We start from the raw sequence: 19752 nt of genomic DNA on the forward strand, positions 1-19752 counted from the left end.
CCTCCAGCTTAAAGCTCTTCCTTCTGACAAAAAAGGAATCTCAAAATTCATATACATTACTATAATATCACATACCTAATCTAGAATGTTACTATACTGCTAAGATGAATAAATGTCAACAAACGTATAACATCTTGATATACAGATGTTAAAAACAACAAAAACACCCTTATATAAGGGTGTCTCTTCATATAGTTTCCGTTTTTACAAATAGTAATTTATCTTTCTGCTCATTACTCGCCATCGCTACTAACGTCTTTTTAATATGAGCAGGCACTTGCTCTAGCGTTACACTCAATCCTGATTTATCCGACTGCTCAATGAAATTCAATAACGCCATAGCTCCTGATACATCCATATAGCGTGCATCTTTCATACGTAAAACAACCGGAGATTTTACGTCTTGTAAAGCATAAAAAACACGATCCACTGTTAAAAACGAAAGTGGGCCCTTAATTTTATATGTTGCTTCCTTTTCTTTTATAATAGAAGCTTTACGTTCTTTACATTTCACCATGTATATAATGAAGGAAAGAATAATACCGAACGCAACAGCAATCATTAAATCAAACTTCACTGTGACAATCATCGTTACGAGCATAACAACGACATCACCTTTTGGCGCTACATGCATTTTCTTCATGCTTTCCCAATCAAACATACCAATACCAGTTAAAATTAAAATACCTGATAATACAGCAAGTGGAATGTATTGTACGACCGATCCAAGTCCCATAATGAAAATAAATAATATAACACTATGCATACTTGCTGAAAGCGCCGTTTTACCGCCACTTCTTATATTAACGATAGATCGTACAGTCGCACCTGCGCCTGCTAATCCGCCAAACAATCCGCTCATCACATTACCGATACCTTGTCCGACCAGTTCTTTATTACTTTTATGACGCGTACCCGTCACATTATCCATTACGACCGATGTTAACAACGAGTCAATCGATCCTAATAAAGCAATACTAAGCGCTGGTAAAACAAGTTCTGCTACGCCTGCTCCGTTTAAAGATGGAATATGAAGCGTTGGCATCGCTTCTGGAATCGTCCCAATCTTTTCAATTACCTTATTTAATGACAAATTTCCGATAACCGGTAACTTCACTGTAAGCCCTTCTAACACAGAAGAAAATAAAGGAAGCATAGCTGTCACACCTACTAATGCAACTAAACTAGATGGAATAGCCTTAATCCACTTTCCAGAAACAATCATGACAATAATCGTTAATACGACGAGTAGAAAACTATTTTGCACATGCTTCATTTCACCTAAAATAATAATTAATGCGATTCCGTTCATAAATCCTGATACGACAGGATACGGAATGTACCGCACGTAAGATCCAAGCTTACATACACCGAATAAAATTTGAAACAGTCCCGCCATCATAAATGCTATAAAACTCGCCTCTAATCCGTGCGTCGCAATAACCCCTGTTGCAATAACCGTAATCGGTCCAGTTGGTCCCGTAACCTGCCCAGGTGTACCACCAAATAACGCCGCAAATAAGCCTGCAAAAATTGCACCATACAATCCGACTAGTGCTCCCTCAGACGTTCCCGTTGCAGCAATACCAAATGCAATGGCAAGTGGCAATGCAACAATAGCAACAGTAAAACCTGCTAAACATTCCTTTGCTATTTTTTGAAACATATAATAACCACCTTTGTATAAAGTCCATTTTCCATTGTACACCTAAATAGATACATTCGTTAGTCCACTTTTTACAGTATCGTGACGTAAACGCATTCAATTGTAAGCTCCTACCGCATCTTTGGAAACTATTATAACTATGATATAATGGATAAATTAAATCTTTTATTATATATTTGGAGGCACTATGCTAACTTTTGAAGAAAAATTATCGATCATTGAATCTTTCCCAGAATTAGAAAGAAAAAACGTATCATTAAAACGTGTGAACTTTCACTTTGAAGAAAGTCGTTTAGATAAAAAGAACGTTGTATATCATTTACATCCAAATGGAAACGGATTTGTATATGCAAGTGGGATTAAAGGTTACAAAACGGATGATAAAGGTATGGTTAACATCCGTGAATTTTCAGCAGATGAGTTACGCTCAGTAATTGAGCAATCAATTGAACTATTATCACAAGAAGAAATCGTAGTTCCTGCAGAACCTGCAAAAGAAGAAGAATGGCAGAACGAAGACGGTCATATCCTTACTCTTATCTCAGAGGACGATATGTGGAACGTGTACGCTGGTGTAAATTTAGACGGTACATTCAACTCTTATCCAGAAGCTGCGGAATACCTTGATGAAGAAGGATTTTCACGTAAATAAAAATAGAAAGTGGGTATCCCAACATGAGCATCAAACAATGTTGCGAACCCCATTTCATTCAACGATTTTTTATAACAATAAAAACCCTCAAGCATTCATATACTTGAGGGTTTTTCAATTAAAAAGTAGAACTGCTGAAAGTTCTTACATTAAGAACAAAGTGGAATTATTCCTAAACCAATTAATAGAGCTGCAGCTGCTGCTGGAATTGGTACAGGAATTTGAATACCTTCTACAAATAAGAAGTATTGACCACTTACTATTTTAAAACAAACTAATTGCATGGCTATTCCTCCCTTCTGTTAGATTAATACATTAAGTTAATCTTATTATCGATATAATTAAATGTTTTTTCGAAAAATTTACTATTTTACAATCTCTTCACCTTTCTTTTTGACTATATAAACTCCTTCCTCACACTATCTCTATTAATTTTCATAAAATGATTTAGAGGAGGATTAAAAATGAATACAACTGCTAGATTAGTAAATTGGAAAGAACATGGAGATATGATTATTTTGGAATGTGAATCAAATGGAAAACGCTTCGAGATATCAACGTATAAACAAAGAATATATAATGCCCACCTTTTGTCAGATGACGTGTATGTTCGTTTAGATTCATCTGATAATATAATTGGAATAAATATTTATAAAAAATAAGAAAAGCCCCCTATTTTTAGGCGGGCTTTACCTTTATTACAAAATAACAAAGTATACTCCCTTTTTCTTATGAAGTTTATGTAATTATACATATTCACAAAAAATAAACTAAATGAATATTACATGTAGTAAAATACAACTTGTAGACACGTTCTATAAAACAGATTCTTTTAAAAGGCGTAACATATCAATCATTATAGGGGATGTGGCGTTACTCCAATACTAAGTTTAAATCTCTTGTATTTTTTAAACTAACAATTAGTGTATATAGACGATTCTGTTTTATAGTATGTGTTTACACTTATAACAAAGGGGTAATACGGATAGATTCGTATGAAATGAAAATGGTTCAAGTCGGAAAGAGGCACCTTAGGGTGTCTTTTTTTTGTACATTACATCACTTTAGTTCTTTCACATTGTTTCAAATGCACGAATTACTCTTCTTTACAAAGAAACGAGAATTAAGTGAAGACCAATTGATCTTCACTTAATTCTCTACCTCTACAAAAGAACAAAGATATTGCTTCGTCTATTTAAAAATAGGCGAAAATCACATAGGTATAGTGCATCCGACACTTTCTATTTTTTTGCGCCTTTCAAAGACTCCCTAAGCACAAACTTCTGCAATTTCCCACTTGCATTACGAGGAAGTTCATCCACAAATAAATAATGACGTGGACGTTTATAATCTGCTAATTCATCACTTTCTTTACAATACGTTTCTAAATCAGCTTCTGTAATTGTTTCATCTTTCTTCACAACAACTGCCACAACACGTTCTCCCCATAATTCATCCGGCTCACCAAGCACGGCAACATCTAATATACCAGGATGACTATGAAGGAAATCTTCAATTTCACGTGGATAAATATTAACGCCGCCACTAATCACCATATCATCCACGCGATCTGCGACGAATAAATAGCCGTCTTTATCGAAGTAACCTAAATCACCAGAGTGATACCACCCTTTATACATCGATTTTGCATTTGCCTCTTCTCGGTTATGATAACCAGCCATCATAGTTGGACCGCGCAAAATAATCTCTCCTACTTCATAAGGAGGCAATACATCATTTGGTTCTGCCGGTGCATCTTCACTTGGTTTCACAATTCGAATTTCATGACTAAAGCACGGTGTTCCTGCTGAACCTGCTTTCGTAATTTGGTCCTCTTCTACGAGAAACGCAACAACAGGTCCCATTTCTGTCATTCCATAAATTTGTACAAGATCAATATAAAGACGTTCTTTACATTCCTTCACTAACGCTGGAGCCATCGCTGCTCCGCCGTATATACCAATCTTCATCGAAGTTAAATCGTACTTCGTTAAATCTTTTTGCAACAGCATATTCCACATCGTCGGTGCTGCAAAAAACGTCGTAATCTTCTCTTCTTGAATTGTATGTAATACTGTTTCTGTGTCAAAATGATGTAAAATAACATTCTTTCCACCAACTTGAATGCGCGGTATAATTCCAGCATTCAACTCACCGCAATGATATAACGGTGCTACAACAAGCCCAATACTATCTCGATTATATTTTAGGAAATACGTACAAATCATACTATGCTCAGCCATTTCGCGATGACGATGTAATACACCTTTCGGATGACCTGTCGTACCGCTCGTATACAGCATAGAACAATAATCCATTTCACCTATTTCAATATCTATTTTTTCAGAAGATGCCGCATTTACTTTTTCATGGTAGGAACTAGCATAAGAAGGTGTATCGTCTTCTACATACCAAAAAGACGAATTCGGAAAATCTCGTTCAACGATAGCCACGGTTGGCTCAACTGCTTTTTCAAAAACAACTACTTTCGAGGATGCGTCCTGGAGAATATAAGATACTTCTTTTGCTTTTAAGCGGAAATTGATCGGGTTAAAGATTGCACCAATTTTCGCACAGGCTAAGTAAACGTTTACAAATTCACGGCAATTATATAAGTAAACAGATACAGTATCTCCCTTTCTTACCCCTTCTTCTAATAGAGCATGCGCCGTTTTATTTATTTGCTCATCCCACTCTTTATACGTCCAGCGAATATTTTTTTCTGGTTCCACTAATGCCTCTTTAGTCGGATACTTACCAACAGATAAATCAAATATTCTCCCTATCGTCATGTACATGCCAACAATTTCCCCCTTTTCTCTTTCATAAATCTATCATTTCGTCCATAAGTAGACATTGTCCTTTAATGATTTGACTAATTTTTCTGATTATTATCGACATAGTTTTACAAATGAAATTGTTTTTGATCCACTTCTCGGTAAATGAAATTATATTGGCGATTTTCCAGATATATCGACCGTAACTTGAAATATATCGGCGATTTTTCAAATATATCGACCGCAACTCAATTTATATCAGCGATTTTTCGAATATATCGACTTACCGACAAAAACTGACAATATAAAAAAGAAGCTGTCCCGATTTGGAACAGCCCCTTCTTCTTATGCAAATAGCTCTTCTAAAATTTTCAGTTTGTCTTCTGTATATTTTACGAAGCCATCGTTATATGATTTTGGATCTTTCGGATTCGCAAAGTGCGTAATTGCTCCCGTTTTCGGGTGAACAAATTTACTTGATGCACCACAACCAAGTCCGATAATTGATTGTACTTCTTCCATAATGACAATGTTGTAAATACTTTCTTGCGTCGGCATTGCATAACCAACGTTCTCTAAGTTACCTAAAATATTCTTTTGACGATATAGGTAATATGGTACGTAATTATGCTTTTTCGTCCACTCTTCTGCTTCGTGCATCATCGCTGTAATTTCTTCGCGACCTGCTACTTTATATTTACGTTTGTTTTGCGTCATTTCAGAAGCACGTTTAAATGATAACGTATGAACTGTTAATGATTCTGGCATTAACTTTTCTGTTTCATCTAACGTGTGCTTGAAGATATCTAACCCTTCACCAGGAAGACCAATAATTAAGTCCATATTAATATTGTTCATTCCCATTTCACGAGCTAAATGATACTTCTCAATTGTTTCTTCTACAGTATGATGACGTCCAATCGCTTTTAGCGTTTCTTGATGGTATGACTGCGGATTAATACTAATACGGTCAATATTCCATTTATTTAACACTTCTAGCTTCGCTGGCGTAATTGTATCTGGGCGACCTGCCTCAACTGTTACTTCACGCACATTTTTCACATCTGGGAACGCTTCATACATTTCTTCATACAGCATATCCATCTCTTCTGCTGTAATACTTGTCGGTGTACCGCCGCCGTAATAAATCGTCGTAACTTTTACACCTTTTTCTTTTAAAAACTTACCAATTTCACGAACTTCATAATGTAAACCACCTAAGAATGAATCAACAGAGCCTTGGCGTCCGTTAATTGCATACGCCGGGAATGTACAATATGCACATTTTGTTGGGCAGAATGGAATACCGATATAAATACTTACTTCCTCTTTCAAACGATATAAATCCGGAACTACCGCTAATTGGCAATCAACGATACGTTGAAGAAGTTCAATTTTCTCTTCATGAATTAAATAACTTTCACGAAGTTCTTGGTGTGCTTCTTCTTTTGACATACCATTTTGAAGCATTTTATGAAGAAGTTTCGTTGGACGAACTCCAGTTAAAATACCCCAGCTTTGTTCAATACCAGTTAACTGCTGAAGAACAGAAAGATATACATAAGAAACAACGTGCTTCACTTGCTTCATACGCTCTTTTTCATCTGTAAAAGCAGATAAATCTTTTGCGAATGTTTCTTCATACACATTTCCAGTCGCAACATCTGTTAAACGAGCTGATGCTTTCACATTCTCTTCAATGTGTATATCAACGATAAGATTTGCTTCCTCTTGTTCAAATCCAATCGTACTATCTTCAAAAAATAAGCCGCCAATATTTTGTAGCGGACGTAAAAAACGATCATCTTGTAACGTTTTAATTGAAATTAACAACATTATCACCTTTTCATTTGCAAACTCTCTTTAGTTTACTTGAAGGGCGTTTGCAGGTCAATACAGAAGGTTTTACCTTATTTTCATATCCTATTTAAAACAAACTGAATATTGATTTTTAATGAACTTTCTCTAGTTGTATAGACATTAGAATATACTCTTGTTACAATCTAGAACGTATTAGTACTTGCTACTAATTTAAATACATATAAAGGAGGACTCTTAACACGACATAAAGACTATAACGTGTTAAAACAACTATGAAAAAAAAGTTTTACAATATTTTAGCACTATCTTTGGCATTACAAACATTTGTAGCACCTACCCATTCATTCGCGGAAAGCATAGAGAAAACTGCGGAATTGTCTACAGATGAGCAAGCTTTAAAAAGCATTGAAGAACATGCAAAACAGCATAGACATGACGAAGAAAACGACCTTAAAATCTCAGGTGAATATCTTCTCCACTTATCAACAAAACTTCCACTATACGATTCAAATGACTTAAAAACCAAAACAAATATTGAAATTACTGAACCAGTAGTAAAGGCAACAAAGAAAAAAAATAATGCCTATTACATACAAACTACATCTGGTGCTGGCTGGGTTAATAAGGAAAATAATAGTTTAGAAGTACAAGAGATTCATAAACTTTCGAATCAAAAACTAATTGTAACAGAAGAAACATCCGTATATTCCTTCCCTTTCCAATCGTTTAAAGAAGAAACGAAATTACAGCCACAAACAGTAACTCCTACTGAACAAGCTGGGAATTGGTTTAACATTCAAATGAACGGAACTGAGAAATGGATTTATGCTCCTTCAGCTACATTCGACGGTACGAAAGCATCATTATTTGAAAAAACAGGTACTATCGAAAAGAGAAGCGCAACTTTCTTCAAAACACCACCTAATTTACCTACAAATAACGTTTATGGTGTTACATTTAAAGAAATGATTGTTCCAAAAGGAAATGAAAACATTCGTCCTGGCTACGCAATGGAACCGAAATACATTACAATTCATGAAACTGCTAATACAAGTAAAGGTGCGAACGCTTTAAACCATGCGAAGTACTTAGATAATCAAGCTCGCGGAAATACTGATCGTTCAGCGTCTTGGCATTTTACAGTAGATGACAAAGAAATTTATCAACATCTTCCGCTAAATGAAGTTGGGTGGCATGCTGGAGATAAAACTGGAAACTATGAATCTATCGGAATTGAAATTGCTGTGAATAGTGATGGAAATTATACGAAAGCGGTAGAAAATGCGCGCAAGTTAGCTGCTTTCTTAATGAATGAATTAAACATATCTCTAGATCACGTTCAAAAGCATCAATTTTGGAGCGGAAAAAACTGCCCTGCATTTATGATTCAGCGCGGACAATGGGATGCTTTCTTAAAAGGCACGAACGCTTACTATAATGAAAATCGTAAAGATGTTATTCCGCCACCAGAAGTCCCTCATGAAAAAGATGACATTACAGGCGGGTGGTATGAGCAAGACATTCGTCAGTTAGTTGCTAGGAAAATCATGTTTGGTGATGGAAATGGTTCTTACTGGCCAAACCGCCTCGTAACACGAGCTGAGTTTGCAAATTTAATGTCAAGAGCTTTAAAATTACCTGCTGGAAACGCTAAATTTACAGACTTAAACGAAGCACACCCATCTTTAGTAGACGGAATTAACCGTGCTGCTAGCGCTGGTATCATTAATGGTCGTGGGAATAATAAATTTGATCCCAATGCTACAATAACACGTGATGAAGCTGTTATTATGATTGACCGTGCACTAGAATATAAATGGATTTATAGAAAAGAAGTGAAATTACCATTCACTGACCAACACTTCGCATACGACAAAAAAGCATTACAAAACGTTTATGCATACGGAATTGTAAAAGGTAACGAACGAAATGAATTCGTACCAAAAGGCTCAGCAACACGTGCTGAAGCAGCCGCATTTTTAAATCGAATGCTTAAAGTTATTGAAGCTTAAACAAAAAAACGTAGCCAAAAGCTACGTTTTTCCTTTATCGTTTCGGTGTATTTTTATGATTCTTCAAAAACGGAAGCGGGAATTGCTTGCGGAAATGCTCTTTAATCATATATTCTACGCCGTTCTCACTATTTGAACGTGTAATCCAGTCGGCCGCTTGTTTTACCTCTACAGGCGCGTTCCCCATCGCTACCCCAAGACCCACATTTTCAATAACCTCTAAATCTTCCATGCTATCTCCAATGGCAACCATTTCATTTAGCGAAATATTCAAATGCTCTCCAAGTAATTGTAATCCGCGTAATTTTGATACATTTTGCGGCAAAATTTCTATTCGTTTTGAATCACACTCAACATACTCTATATCTTGAAACGCTTTTCTTAATGTATGGAGCCCTCGTTCTTTTTCACCTTTCGTTTGGAAAAGAACATCAATTTTTGGAGCCGCGACTGGATGATCACGAAGCGCATCACCTAACGAGTCTACAAATTGAACTGGATAAAATAATGGATCTGCGCTTGATAATACAGTACGCGCAATTAAGTTGGGTGTATTTCTCTCACGATTTCCGATTGAAAACCGTTCATGAGAAATGCGGACGTTACAATCAAAGTGCTCTAACACTTGCACAATATTAAACGTCTTCTCTTCCGATAATCTTCTTTGAACGTACGGTTTATCTAACGTTGCTGAAACGAAAGCACCGCCGTGTGTCACTAATATAGAATCTAATTTTAGTGCCTTTGCTACTTTATGAGCGGACTGAAAATTTCGGCTCGTAAATAATGTAACGTATACGTCTTTTCTTTTCACAAATTCAATTGTTTCTCTTAATCCTTTTGCAATTTTTCCGTTGTTGTATAGTAGTGTCCCATCTATGTTAAGAGCTAGTAAGCGATAAATCATGTCGCACTCCCCCTCTTCGCTGTTGTACTCTATCCATAATTTATGAAATAAATGTAGCAAATAGAACGAGTTAGAATTTCTACTGAAAATTTGGTTTACTATATACATATACACTCAGTAAAGGAGATAGTACAATGCAGGCACCTCCTTCCTTTTATGAAGGCGATACGTTAGAAGTCGCAAAAAAATTACTCGGACAGAAACTTGTTCATATTGTAGACGGAATAAAGCGAAGTGGAATCATTGTTGAAGTAGAAGCATATAAAGGTCCGGATGATAAGGCCGCACATAGTTACGGAGGTAGACGAACGGATCGCACGGAAGTTATGTTTGGCGCACCTGGACATGCTTACGTATATTTGATTTATGGTATGTATCATTGTTTTAACGTCATTACAGCGCCAGTTGGTACCCCACAAGGAGTGCTCATTCGAGCCCTGGAACCGGTAGACGGGATTGAAGAAATAAAACTAGCGCGCTACAACAAAACCGACATTACAAAGGCTCAGTATAAAAATTTAACGAACGGACCTGGCAAACTATGCCGTGCACTCGGCATTACTTTAGAAGAACGAGGCGTCTCATTACAAAGTGACACATTACATATTGAACTCGTCCGAGAAGAAGAACACATGTCCTCACAATACAAAATAACAGCCGGACCTCGTATTAACATTGACTATGCAGAAGAAGCTGTACATTATCCGTGGCGTTTTTATTATGAAGGGCATCCATTTGTTTCAAAGAAATAAAGTGAAACTTTAATCAGTGGGGGGTCTTCATCCCCCACTGATTATTAGTTGAACCAATCGGACTTTTATGGGCAGTTGATCCCCCGCCTAACTTCTTTGCTTTCGCTGAATTTGGAGGTGGGGATCTTACTGCCCATTAAAGCGGGATAAATGATATCGACTTACCGACAAATAAAAGAAGACTGTTCCAAAATGGAACAGTCTCTCCCTTTTTACTCCGCACCTTCCGCAGTCGCAATATTATCCTCTAAGTTTTCTCTTGATAATTCAGCCGCCATAAAATCAGCTGTTTCTGGAAGTGCTAAATGCATATGAGCTTTTTGACAAATTTGGATCGTGCAGTTTTCAACAACATAATCGAAAACGTGCCCGCCTCCGCTTCTTTCATCATCAATATAATGTAAGTGGAAACCAGCTACACCAATACCTTGCGCATAATCTGGTGTCCAAAATCCAGCAAGCGTACCTTTTGTCTCTTTAAACGAAAAGATCGGCTGTGATTTCGTCACTTCAACGAGCGGTGTATACGGTTTTTCTTGTTTTGGAACAGTTCTCGTTCTTACTTCGCGGAATGTACCGTCCATTCGAATACCATAAAATAAGTTTTTACTCGGCATTAATTCATGTAATAACGCTTCAACTTCTTCACGATTCATCGGACGCTCTACCGTATAACTCATTTCTTTTTCAAAAAACGTTACAGTCGCAAACGGTGTTGTTTCTTCTGGCTCTACTTTTTCTGCTGAACCGTCTGAACGTAAATGATAAAATTCGTTATCAAACGCAATCATTTCACCATCTAATTGATCAAATGTGCCAATACCGAAATCACCATGTTCTTTTAGTTCCTCAAAGCTAATCACACCATCATATATACCATCTAATAGCGCAAGCATTGTAGATGTTTGATATACTTCGTTACTCATTTTCGTTTTTTTTGCATCAATATCGATTAATTGCGCAACAGTCATCTCAAATCTGCCTCCATTAGTTTAATTGGTTTGGTAATAATTTTTCGCTTAATTTAATGTTATCACGGTAGTCGATTGGAATATCAATAATGACAGGACCGTCTGCTGCTAGTGCTTCTTTTAATACACCTTCTAATTCATCAGGCGTGTTAACACGAAGACCTAACGCCCCGAAACTTTCCGCATATTTCACAAGATCAACATCGCCAAACTCTGTAGCTGATGTTCTGCCGTATTTCATCATTTGTTGGAATGCAACCATATCATATGTGCCGTCTCTCCAAACAAGATGGACGATTGGAGAATTTAAACGTACCGCCGTTTCTAACTCCATCGCTGAGAATAAGAAACCACCGTCACCTGATACGGAAACTACTTTTTTACCTGGTTCTACTAAAGTAGCAGCAATTGCCCAAGGAAGTGCAACACCTAACGTTTGCATGCCGTTACTAAATAATAATCTACGTGGTTCATAAGAACGGAAACATCTCGCCATCCAAATAGAATGGGAACCGATGTCACATGTAACGGTTGTGTCGTCACTAATTAAAGAACGAAGTGTACGAATCACTTGAAGTGGATGCGTAACACCTTCTGAAGGACGATTTGGAATTTCTGCTTGTTCTGATAATTTCGCGCGTAATTGTTCTAACACCGCTTCTGATTTCGTACTTAATACAAGTCTCGGTAATTTCTCCGCGATGCTATTTACCGTTAAAGCGATATCACCAATTAATTCACGCTCTGGTTGGTAATCATGGTCGATATCTGCTTGATGGTCATCAAGATGAATAATTGTTCTGTCTCCAAGTTTATTCCAGAATTTTGGATCATACTCAATTGGGTCATAACCGATAGAAATAACAAGGTCTGCTTCTTCTAGTAAAATATCACCTGGTTGGTTACGGAATAGCCCAACGCGGCCGAAGAAATGATCTTCTAACTCACGTGAAATCGCACCAGCTGCTTGATATGTTTCGACGACAGGAAGTTCTGTATCCGCAATTAATTCACGAACGGCTTTCGTCACTTCATTTGTGCTCGCTCTCATACCGAGTAAAATAACCGGTAATTTCGCTGCTTTTATTTTTTCTACTACGTATGTAATATCATGTGTGGGAGCGATTCCAAGCTGTGGCTTAGAAAGCGCACCGATAGACCCTACAGTCGTTTCCGCGGTCATAACGTCTTGTGGCAAACTGACTAAAGTAGCGCCTGGATTTGTGGAAGTCGCACTTCGGAATGCATTTGATAATGCTTCTGGCACATTATCAGGATGCTCTACTTCTACGCTATATTTTGTGATTGGTTCGAATAGTGCAGCATTATCCATAGATTGGTGCGTACGTTTTAATCGATCTGTACGTGGAACTGCACCAGCTAAAGCAACAACGGGATCACTCTCCGCATTCGCAGTAACAAGACCTGTCGCTAAATTTGATGTCCCTGGTCCTGAAGTTACAAGACATACGCCCGGTTTTCCTGTTAATCTACCAATCGCAGCTGCCATAAATGCTGCATTTTGTTCATGACGACAAACAATTAACTCTGGTCCTCTTTCTTGCAGTACATCAAATACAGAGTCAATCTTCGCTCCTGGAATACCGAAAACATGTGTAACACCTTGTTTAATTAAACAATCAACAACAAGATCTGCTCCTTTTGTTTTTGTCTTCACGTCGTTTGCTTTTACACCTGTACTCAAACTAATCATTCCTTTGTTTCATAATTTGTGTAATAAAGATTTTTAATTTCACCTGGTTAATTAACGTGGTGAAGTATCATTTATCATTATATTACAAATGCATTATTTTTCCAACAATATGAATTTGACATTATTTTGACAACAACTAGAGAATGCGCTTACAACCCTTTGCTTATCCTAAAATAATATTTTTATATCTCCTCGAAAAAAGCTGAAAAAACCTCCATCTCATTACAGTATTAAAAAAATATCAGTACCTTGCAAAGAATAATACTAAATGATATATTTGTAAATAATGGAATACCCATTAATTGTAATTCGCGGCCCCCTTTTCAAAAGATACAATTCTCAGCTTTCATTCATCATTCTATAAAGGAAAGTGATTATTATGAACAAAAGTGAATTTTTAGAACAACTTAGTTCTTCCCTGCGGAATATGCCTAATGCAGAAAAGAAAGATATTATTTTAGAGTACGAAACTCATTTTATTAGTGGTAAACAAGATGGAAAATGTGAAGAAGAAATTGCTAGAAAACTAGGAAACCCTAAAACGATCGCCAAAGAACTTAATGTTTCCTATGCAATAAGCAATGCTGACAAGAAACGCAACTTCAAAAATATGATAACTGCACTATTTTCTGTTATGAGCTTAAGTGTTTTAAATTTTGCCTTTATCTTTATCGCCTTTTTCGTACTACTCTTTTTATTACCGATTATTCTAGCACTTATCATTGCTACTCCAGTATTAATCATTTCACCTATTTTATTAATAGGGTTAGGATTTTTTAAAGGGTTTCATCAAATTAGTTACTCCGATGTTTATAATGTGTTTATCGCCTTTTGCGTCGGTTTACTCATATCCGTCATAAGTTATCAAATGATCAAACATCTATATGCACTTTTAGTAAAGTATTTGAAATGGAATATAGCTATTTTACAAAGACACTAATGAATGTAAAAGGAGACTAAAATGAAGAAATATACTTTATATTCACTCATGCTACTTACAATGTTATTTCTATCAGCTTGTTCAAACAGTGCGCAACCTAAGGAAGAAAACGATGTACAATCTATTAAAGATGTTACGGTTAAAATTCCAGAAACGATATTTACTTCCTCAAAGAAAAATGAAACGATTAATGAAGATGAAATGAAACAAAATATAAAAACGTATTTAGATTATAGCGGAGAGTTAGACAAAAACATCGTTCCACTTTCGTCAACTATGTCTGACGAAGAAGTCACGGAATCCGATCGGGAGAAATTAAAACAACTAATAGATTTAGCGCAACAAAACGATGCGAACTTCCATCATTTTATTAGTAACAATACGATTCCTGCTGATTACAAACAGCCTTCGAAGGAAATTCATGATTACATTTCATCGTCTACGGCACTTTCAGTAGAACTAGAGCAAGAATTAAACAAACTCGCTGAAGATGGCAACTTGTTCAAGACTGATTTTTCTTTTACAAAACGCTTTGAGAAAGTGAATGGTAGGAAGCAAAAAGATATTGAAAAGTTTTTGAAGGAGAAGAATATTGAAACGGAGTATTTCCACAAATAACAAACAAAAAAGACGCCCCATCCAAGGGGCGTCTTCTCTCATTACGCTTGTTGTTGCGCGTTATATAACTCTTCAAGTGGCTTCATGATAATTTTGTTAACGTCAGTGATAACTGTATTTAAACGTTGCTCAGTTTCCATTAACTTTGTAATTTTAGCATCTTGTTGAATGCGAACTACAACTTCTTGTGCTTGTTGGTTGTCTTCTTCAGTGATTTCTTGGCCTTGCATCATTTTTTGTTGTAGGCTAAGTTGCATTGTACGGAACTCATCGAATAAGTTCTTTGAAGCAGCATCAGCTTGAACTGCTGCGTAGCTCTCTTTTAACGTTTTGAAGTCATCGTTTTCAGCGATTGCTTTTTGTAATTCATATGCTACATCATGAATGTTTTTTGTCATTTTATTTTTCCTCCTTTAGAAGGCTAGCGCTTATCATACGCACTGCCTTTTACGTGCATTTACATACGCACCTCTTCTTACCATATCAAACTATGCAAGAGATGTGAAGAAATTTCACTTTTATTTGTATGTACATATCTTATTGTTTAAGAAACAACAGTAATAACCCTTGCACAATTCCAATCATTCCGCCTAATAAGGCACCTAAATACGTAATCATTTTCAGTTCATTTTTTGTAATGGACAACACTAAATCTTCTAGTCTCTCCGTTGAAAATGTAGACACTTCTTGCTGGACAATTTCCGCCAAGTGAAGGTTATTTAGTATACTTTCTACATTTTCTGCTCCCCACTTCAAGCCTTTCGTTACTGCACTCGGGACTACCTTTTCTATCATTGTTTCTCGAACCGGTTCACATACTTGCTGCACAGATTGATTTAAAAACTTACTCACTGTTTCCTCAGCTTTAACTGCAGACAATATGGAGCTTACAATCATTTCTTTTTCTACAAACGTTTCTACTTCTTTTACATCTCTTCCTTTTAACTTCTCCCACTCTTTTTGCAATACATCAGTTAAAAGCTGCTTTGTGCCATCTTGCCCTAAAAACTTAATGACTTCTGGCTGCACACGATCCACTACACTTACATTCCCTAAAAACATTCCGACTAAATTAAGCAATGTCCCGCGAGAAGCAAAGAAATCATCAATCATTTTTGAAAGACGTGTTTTCCCTTCTTCACTCTCAAAAAACTGAGTTGCTCGCCCTAAAATAAATGCCGAAACATTTGGAATCGCACTCTCTATTTTCTCGTGAACAGAATGAGGTAAAGCTTGTTCCCATGTATATGTATAGTACTCTTCTAAAAATGCCTGAATCTTTTCTGTAATTACCTGTTCGATTTTCTCAGTTGCTTCTTTTTCTACATGCGCTACGTTCCATTTTTCTAACATATTTCGCAGTGATTGTTCATTCGTCATTACTTTATCCACTTCTACTTGTGCCCAGTGGACTAAACCTTTTTGAAATTCTTCATTCGTTAACTTCTTTCCGATTCCTTCTGGCGTTAACAAATGCTCTACAACCATTTTCCCTAATTGAACAGCAAGCTCATCACGGCGCTTCGGAATTAATCCTGGTGTAAATGGGACTTGAAACTTCCCAATATACATAGGGCGATGAGGACGAAATAACATTTTTATCGCTAAATGATTTGTAAATCCTCCAATAATTGCTCCGAGCCCTGTCGTCGTTAGCATACTTAACCATATATTCATTACAATCAACCTTTCGCTTCTCCAAAACTATAGCATATCATCATACGGACAAAAGTATAATGGTATAAAAACGTATTTGCAATATATAGCTTCGCCTATTATGTCAACATTTTGTTAGTAAAGGAGTGATTTCGTTGGTTCTCGGTATTTTAACTTCTCAGCCTCATTATGAGCAAACATATTACACCGAAATCGCTAAACGCGCTCGGCTTTATCATAATGTCGTTGCACAGTTTACGCCATTTTCTATTGATCCTAAAACAGATCTTATTTCTGGTCTGATTTATGATACAGATACAGGAAAATGGAAAGAGCAAATATTCCCTATTCCTTCTTATATATATGATCGTTCTTCTTTTAAAGAGGAAACGGACTTCGACAAGGCAAAATCAATTATTCACTCACTACACAACCGTCCTTCCACTACCTTTTTAAATAACACACTCATTGACTTAAGCGAACTACATGATGTATTTCTCACGAATAAAAAATTATCACCTTATATACCAAAATTTGAAATAGCAACGATACACAACGTTTTCAAACTGTTATTAAAAACAAAAGATATTATTATACGTCCTACTAACGCACATTCCAATGAAAGTCTGTACCGGGTCGTTTATAAAAATAAAACGTTTCATGTTGATACAATAAATGATGCCTATCATATTTCTACTCCCATTAAACGAACCGATGAATTTATTTCTTGGTACAAATCTCATATACGATCAGCACGTTACATCACCCATACAATGCTGCAACCACCGAATCAATTAACATACCCACTTCATATTCGGACTATTTTACAAAAAAATAAAGAACAGAAGTGGAACGTTATCGGTCAGTTTATACAAAAGAGTTCATTTCCGAATCAACTTTTACTTTCGGCAACCGATGACTCCTCGCTGCATGCATTTTCAAAAATTAAATACGTACTATCTAGTACCGGTGTACAATTATTACAGGACGCTTTACAAGACATTATAAATGAAGTATTTCAAACACTAGATCAATCTTATTCTTCGTTATTCGAGCTAGAGCTTTCCACTATTATGGATCAAAAAGGGGCAATTTGGCTTATGTATGTCAACACGATTCCCCCGTACGAACATTACATTCGCCATAGTGATTCATTAGCCGAAAAAATATATCACGGACCATTACAATTTAGTCGCTTTACACCATAAAGAAAGGGGGTAAGTCTATTTTGAAAGAGCACATATATACATTAAATATTTCAGATGAGCATCCAAATAGTATTACTTTACCTTATATTTTTTCCATCACACCACCAATTACATCCCTTTCCTTCGGCCTACGCCATGTTGCAAGTGAAGAGGTAAAAATTCATTATTCCTTTACTCGCGAAATCATTATTGGAAAACAAATTGCAGAGAAACTTTTACTTCCTCATTCCACTACTATCCATGCATTCACACAAAACCAAACGATTATTTTCGGACCATTAATCGGGATTTTCACAACTGGTTTTAACGATGACGCTTCTAATCCTTTAGGGAACCGTTCAATTTCTCTTGGCGAGTTACTAACGCCACCATTCACCTTACGACCATTTGTATTCGTTTTTGGTGTGCAACATATAGACTGGGAAGACGAAACAATTGAAGGGTATTTCTTTCAAGAGGAAAAGTGGATAAAGAAAAAAGTCCCTTTACCGAATGTCATTTACGATCGATTACCAAATCGAAAAGCCGAAAATTATAAACCGATCGTAAGAGCAAAAAGAAAGTTAGAGCATGACTATGCTATTCCATGGTTTAATCCAGGGTTTTTTAATAAATGGGAAGTGCATCAACTTCTTATGAAAGATGAATCCATTATGCCGTTATTACCAAACACAGAAACATTTCAGCACTTCGAACAAGTGGAACGATTTCTCGGAACGTATAAATCCATTTACATGAAACCGATTCATGGTAGCTTCGGTAGAAATATTCATCAACTATTTTATTCCCAAACAGAGAATTGCTACTACTGTCGTTATCGCGAAAATGAAGAAAATAAACTAAGAAAGTACCAATCATTAGAAACGCTTCTGAACCATGTGCTAAAAGGACATGATTTAAAAAAGTTTATCGTACAACAAGGTATTTCCTTACTTCGCTTCGATGGGCAACCTGTTGATTTCCGCATTCATACAAATAAAAATCATTTCGGCCAATGGATGGTCAGTGCAATCGTGGCAAAAATTGCTGGCAAAGGTAGCTTAACAACACATGTAAATAGTGGTGGCGATACGAAATTGCTGCAAGAACTTTTTCCAGATTCAACGAAACAAGTTCAAATTGAAAATAAGTTAAAACATACCGCCTTACAAATTAGTTATGCGCTCGATGAACAAGTAACCGGAAATATTGGAGAAATCGGTTTTGATATCGGTTTAGACACGCAGGAAAACCCATGGCTCTTTGAAGCAAACTCTAAACCAGGGCGAACTGTATTCCAAGATGCCAAGTTAAAAGAACAGAGTGAACTAACGCGCCAATTATTTTACGAATATGCCATCTACTTAACTGAACATTCTTTGGGCGATACAAAAGAAAAAATGTCTCAAATAAAATCAGAGACTTCCTCAAACAACGAGCATATCCCGTCCCCTATGATTCACTCACAAATACAAAAACAAAAACTTCCACCTCATTCATAAGGTGGAAGTTTTCTATTTACACAAGTTTTACGACAACCTCTGTTTCCACGTTACATACTCCGCAATAAAAAATATGATTGCAATATTCATTTGAATTATTATGTGTTAATCCATCTACTGCACTCAATAATTCTTGGTCCATATACGCACTATAATCGTCTATGTAATCTACAGCCTTCCCATAATCTTGGAGTATACTTTGGCAATTTTGACAAGAATATGTTTGTGATTCTAATGCGTTACAAAGCGGACAAATTCCCATCACGATTCCTCCATATAATTGTATCTAGCTACGTATAGGAGCAGCTTGCCCCATTCTTACTTACATTCTCCTCAAAATAGCAGGATACAAAAAGAAAAATATATTTCATATCGCTCTTAGTTTTACCTTCTTTCTAAAAAATAAAACGATTACTCTTATTTCATAATTTACGAAATCACTAAGATTTTTTTACAAAATTTACAAATTATTATTTCGTATATCTTTCTAGGTAACATCCATACTATGAGTACAAACTTAATTACCGATGGATTAGCGCCAAACGGGGCGATAATCTGGTTCAACTCCAGCTAGTCC

At 36.3% G+C, this 19752-nt stretch carries 18 protein-coding genes; 8 read left to right on the plus strand and 10 right to left on the minus strand.

Translation table 11 applies throughout. The annotated features are described in order from the left end of the window. Window positions 1-187: 187 nt before the first annotated feature. A complete protein-coding gene (locus tag MR079_RS02525; RefSeq protein WP_242293445.1) occupies window positions 188-1666 on the minus strand; it encodes a SulP family inorganic anion transporter in 1479 nt (492 codons plus the stop codon). A 187-nt stretch (window positions 1667-1853) separates the two neighbouring features. Here MR079_RS02525 and MR079_RS02530 point away from each other — a divergent pair, with 187 nt between their 5' ends. After that, on the plus strand, window positions 1854-2318 hold the full coding sequence (locus MR079_RS02530) for a hypothetical protein (protein ID WP_000955012.1): 465 nt from the start codon (window positions 1854-1856) through the stop codon (window positions 2316-2318). A gap of 149 nt (window positions 2319-2467) precedes the next feature. On the opposite strand, the gene MR079_RS29180 is transcribed toward MR079_RS02530, so the two are convergent. Next, window positions 2468-2602, minus strand: coding sequence for a hypothetical protein (locus tag MR079_RS29180; RefSeq protein WP_001177692.1), 135 nt, complete (start codon window positions 2600-2602; stop codon window positions 2468-2470). Between the two features lie 180 nt (window positions 2603-2782). On the opposite strand from MR079_RS29180, the gene MR079_RS02535 reads away from it, so the two are divergent. Beyond that, a complete protein-coding gene (locus MR079_RS02535) occupies window positions 2783-2980 on the plus strand; it encodes a hypothetical protein (protein ID WP_001098287.1) in 198 nt (65 codons plus the stop codon). Between the two features lie 579 nt (window positions 2981-3559). Here MR079_RS02535 and MR079_RS02540 read toward each other — a convergent pair. Further along, window positions 3560-5116 (minus strand): fatty acid--CoA ligase, encoded by a 1557-nt coding sequence (locus MR079_RS02540; protein ID WP_000282007.1) that lies wholly within the window; start codon window positions 5114-5116, stop codon window positions 3560-3562. A gap of 324 nt (window positions 5117-5440) precedes the next feature. Beyond that, window positions 5441-6931 carry a coproporphyrinogen III oxidase gene (locus MR079_RS02545; protein ID WP_002027104.1) on the minus strand — a complete coding sequence of 497 codons (1491 nt, stop codon included), beginning with the start codon at window positions 6929-6931 and terminating at the stop codon, window positions 5441-5443. A gap of 257 nt (window positions 6932-7188) precedes the next feature. On the opposite strand from MR079_RS02545, the gene MR079_RS02550 reads away from it, so the two are divergent. Next, complete coding sequence (locus MR079_RS02550) at window positions 7189-8928, plus strand: S-layer homology domain-containing protein (RefSeq protein WP_242293446.1); 1740 nt, start codon at window positions 7189-7191, stop codon at window positions 8926-8928. A gap of 34 nt (window positions 8929-8962) precedes the next feature. Here the strand turns inward: MR079_RS02550 and MR079_RS02555 are convergent, their stop codons facing one another. Next, window positions 8963-9835 carry a Cof-type HAD-IIB family hydrolase gene (locus tag MR079_RS02555; protein ID WP_242293447.1) on the minus strand — a complete coding sequence of 291 codons (873 nt, stop codon included), beginning with the start codon at window positions 9833-9835 and terminating at the stop codon, window positions 8963-8965. 134 nt (window positions 9836-9969) lie between these two features. On the opposite strand from MR079_RS02555, the gene MR079_RS02560 reads away from it, so the two are divergent. Next, window positions 9970-10587: a DNA-3-methyladenine glycosylase gene (locus MR079_RS02560; protein ID WP_139868953.1), complete on the plus strand. Its 618-nt coding sequence runs from the start codon at window positions 9970-9972 to the stop codon at window positions 10585-10587. A gap of 212 nt (window positions 10588-10799) precedes the next feature. On the opposite strand, the gene alsD is transcribed toward MR079_RS02560, so the two are convergent. Further along, window positions 10800-11558, minus strand: a complete 759-nt coding sequence (gene alsD / locus MR079_RS02565; RefSeq protein WP_242293448.1) for an alpha-acetolactate decarboxylase — start codon at window positions 11556-11558, stop codon at window positions 10800-10802. A 16-nt stretch (window positions 11559-11574) separates the two neighbouring features. After that, the gene (gene alsS / locus MR079_RS02570; RefSeq protein ID WP_139868955.1) at window positions 11575-13263 is read right to left on the minus strand and encodes an acetolactate synthase AlsS; all 1689 of its coding nucleotides are present in this window, start codon (window positions 13261-13263) and stop codon (window positions 11575-11577) included. A 388-nt stretch (window positions 13264-13651) separates the two neighbouring features. Between alsS and MR079_RS02575 the strand changes: the two genes are divergently transcribed. Continuing rightward, a complete protein-coding gene (locus tag MR079_RS02575; protein ID WP_139868956.1) occupies window positions 13652-14212 on the plus strand; it encodes an HAAS signaling domain-containing protein in 561 nt (186 codons plus the stop codon). Between the two features lie 21 nt (window positions 14213-14233). Further along, window positions 14234-14830 carry an NDxxF motif lipoprotein gene (locus tag MR079_RS02580; RefSeq protein ID WP_242293449.1) on the plus strand — a complete coding sequence of 199 codons (597 nt, stop codon included), beginning with the start codon at window positions 14234-14236 and terminating at the stop codon, window positions 14828-14830. Between the two features lie 41 nt (window positions 14831-14871). Here MR079_RS02580 and MR079_RS02585 read toward each other — a convergent pair whose 3' ends face one another. Continuing rightward, window positions 14872-15228: a YlbF/YmcA family competence regulator gene (locus MR079_RS02585; protein ID WP_060629704.1), complete on the minus strand. Its 357-nt coding sequence runs from the start codon at window positions 15226-15228 to the stop codon at window positions 14872-14874. Window positions 15229-15367: 139 nt separating this feature from the next. After that, a complete protein-coding gene (locus MR079_RS02590) occupies window positions 15368-16507 on the minus strand; it encodes a DUF445 domain-containing protein (RefSeq protein WP_242293450.1) in 1140 nt (379 codons plus the stop codon). Window positions 16508-16641: 134 nt separating this feature from the next. Here MR079_RS02590 and MR079_RS02595 point away from each other — a divergent pair, with 134 nt between their 5' ends. Together MR079_RS02595 and MR079_RS02600 are read left to right on the plus strand one after the other, a co-directional pair. Further along, window positions 16642-17694 carry a YheC/YheD family protein gene (locus tag MR079_RS02595; RefSeq protein ID WP_242293451.1) on the plus strand — a complete coding sequence of 351 codons (1053 nt, stop codon included), beginning with the start codon at window positions 16642-16644 and terminating at the stop codon, window positions 17692-17694. 20 nt (window positions 17695-17714) lie between these two features. Beyond that, on the plus strand, window positions 17715-19175 hold the full coding sequence (locus MR079_RS02600) for a YheC/YheD family endospore coat-associated protein (protein WP_242293452.1): 1461 nt from the start codon (window positions 17715-17717) through the stop codon (window positions 19173-19175). Between the two features lie 16 nt (window positions 19176-19191). Here the strand turns inward: MR079_RS02600 and MR079_RS02605 are convergent, their stop codons facing one another. Further along, window positions 19192-19437 carry a hypothetical protein gene (locus tag MR079_RS02605; RefSeq protein ID WP_000510468.1) on the minus strand — a complete coding sequence of 82 codons (246 nt, stop codon included), beginning with the start codon at window positions 19435-19437 and terminating at the stop codon, window positions 19192-19194. Window positions 19438-19752: the final 315 nt, after the last annotated feature.

Origin of the sequence: Bacillus cereus group sp. BfR-BA-01381 (genome assembly GCF_022663555.1) — a bacterium.
GTDB lineage: Bacteria > Bacillota > Bacilli > Bacillales > Bacillaceae_G > Bacillus_A > Bacillus_A pacificus.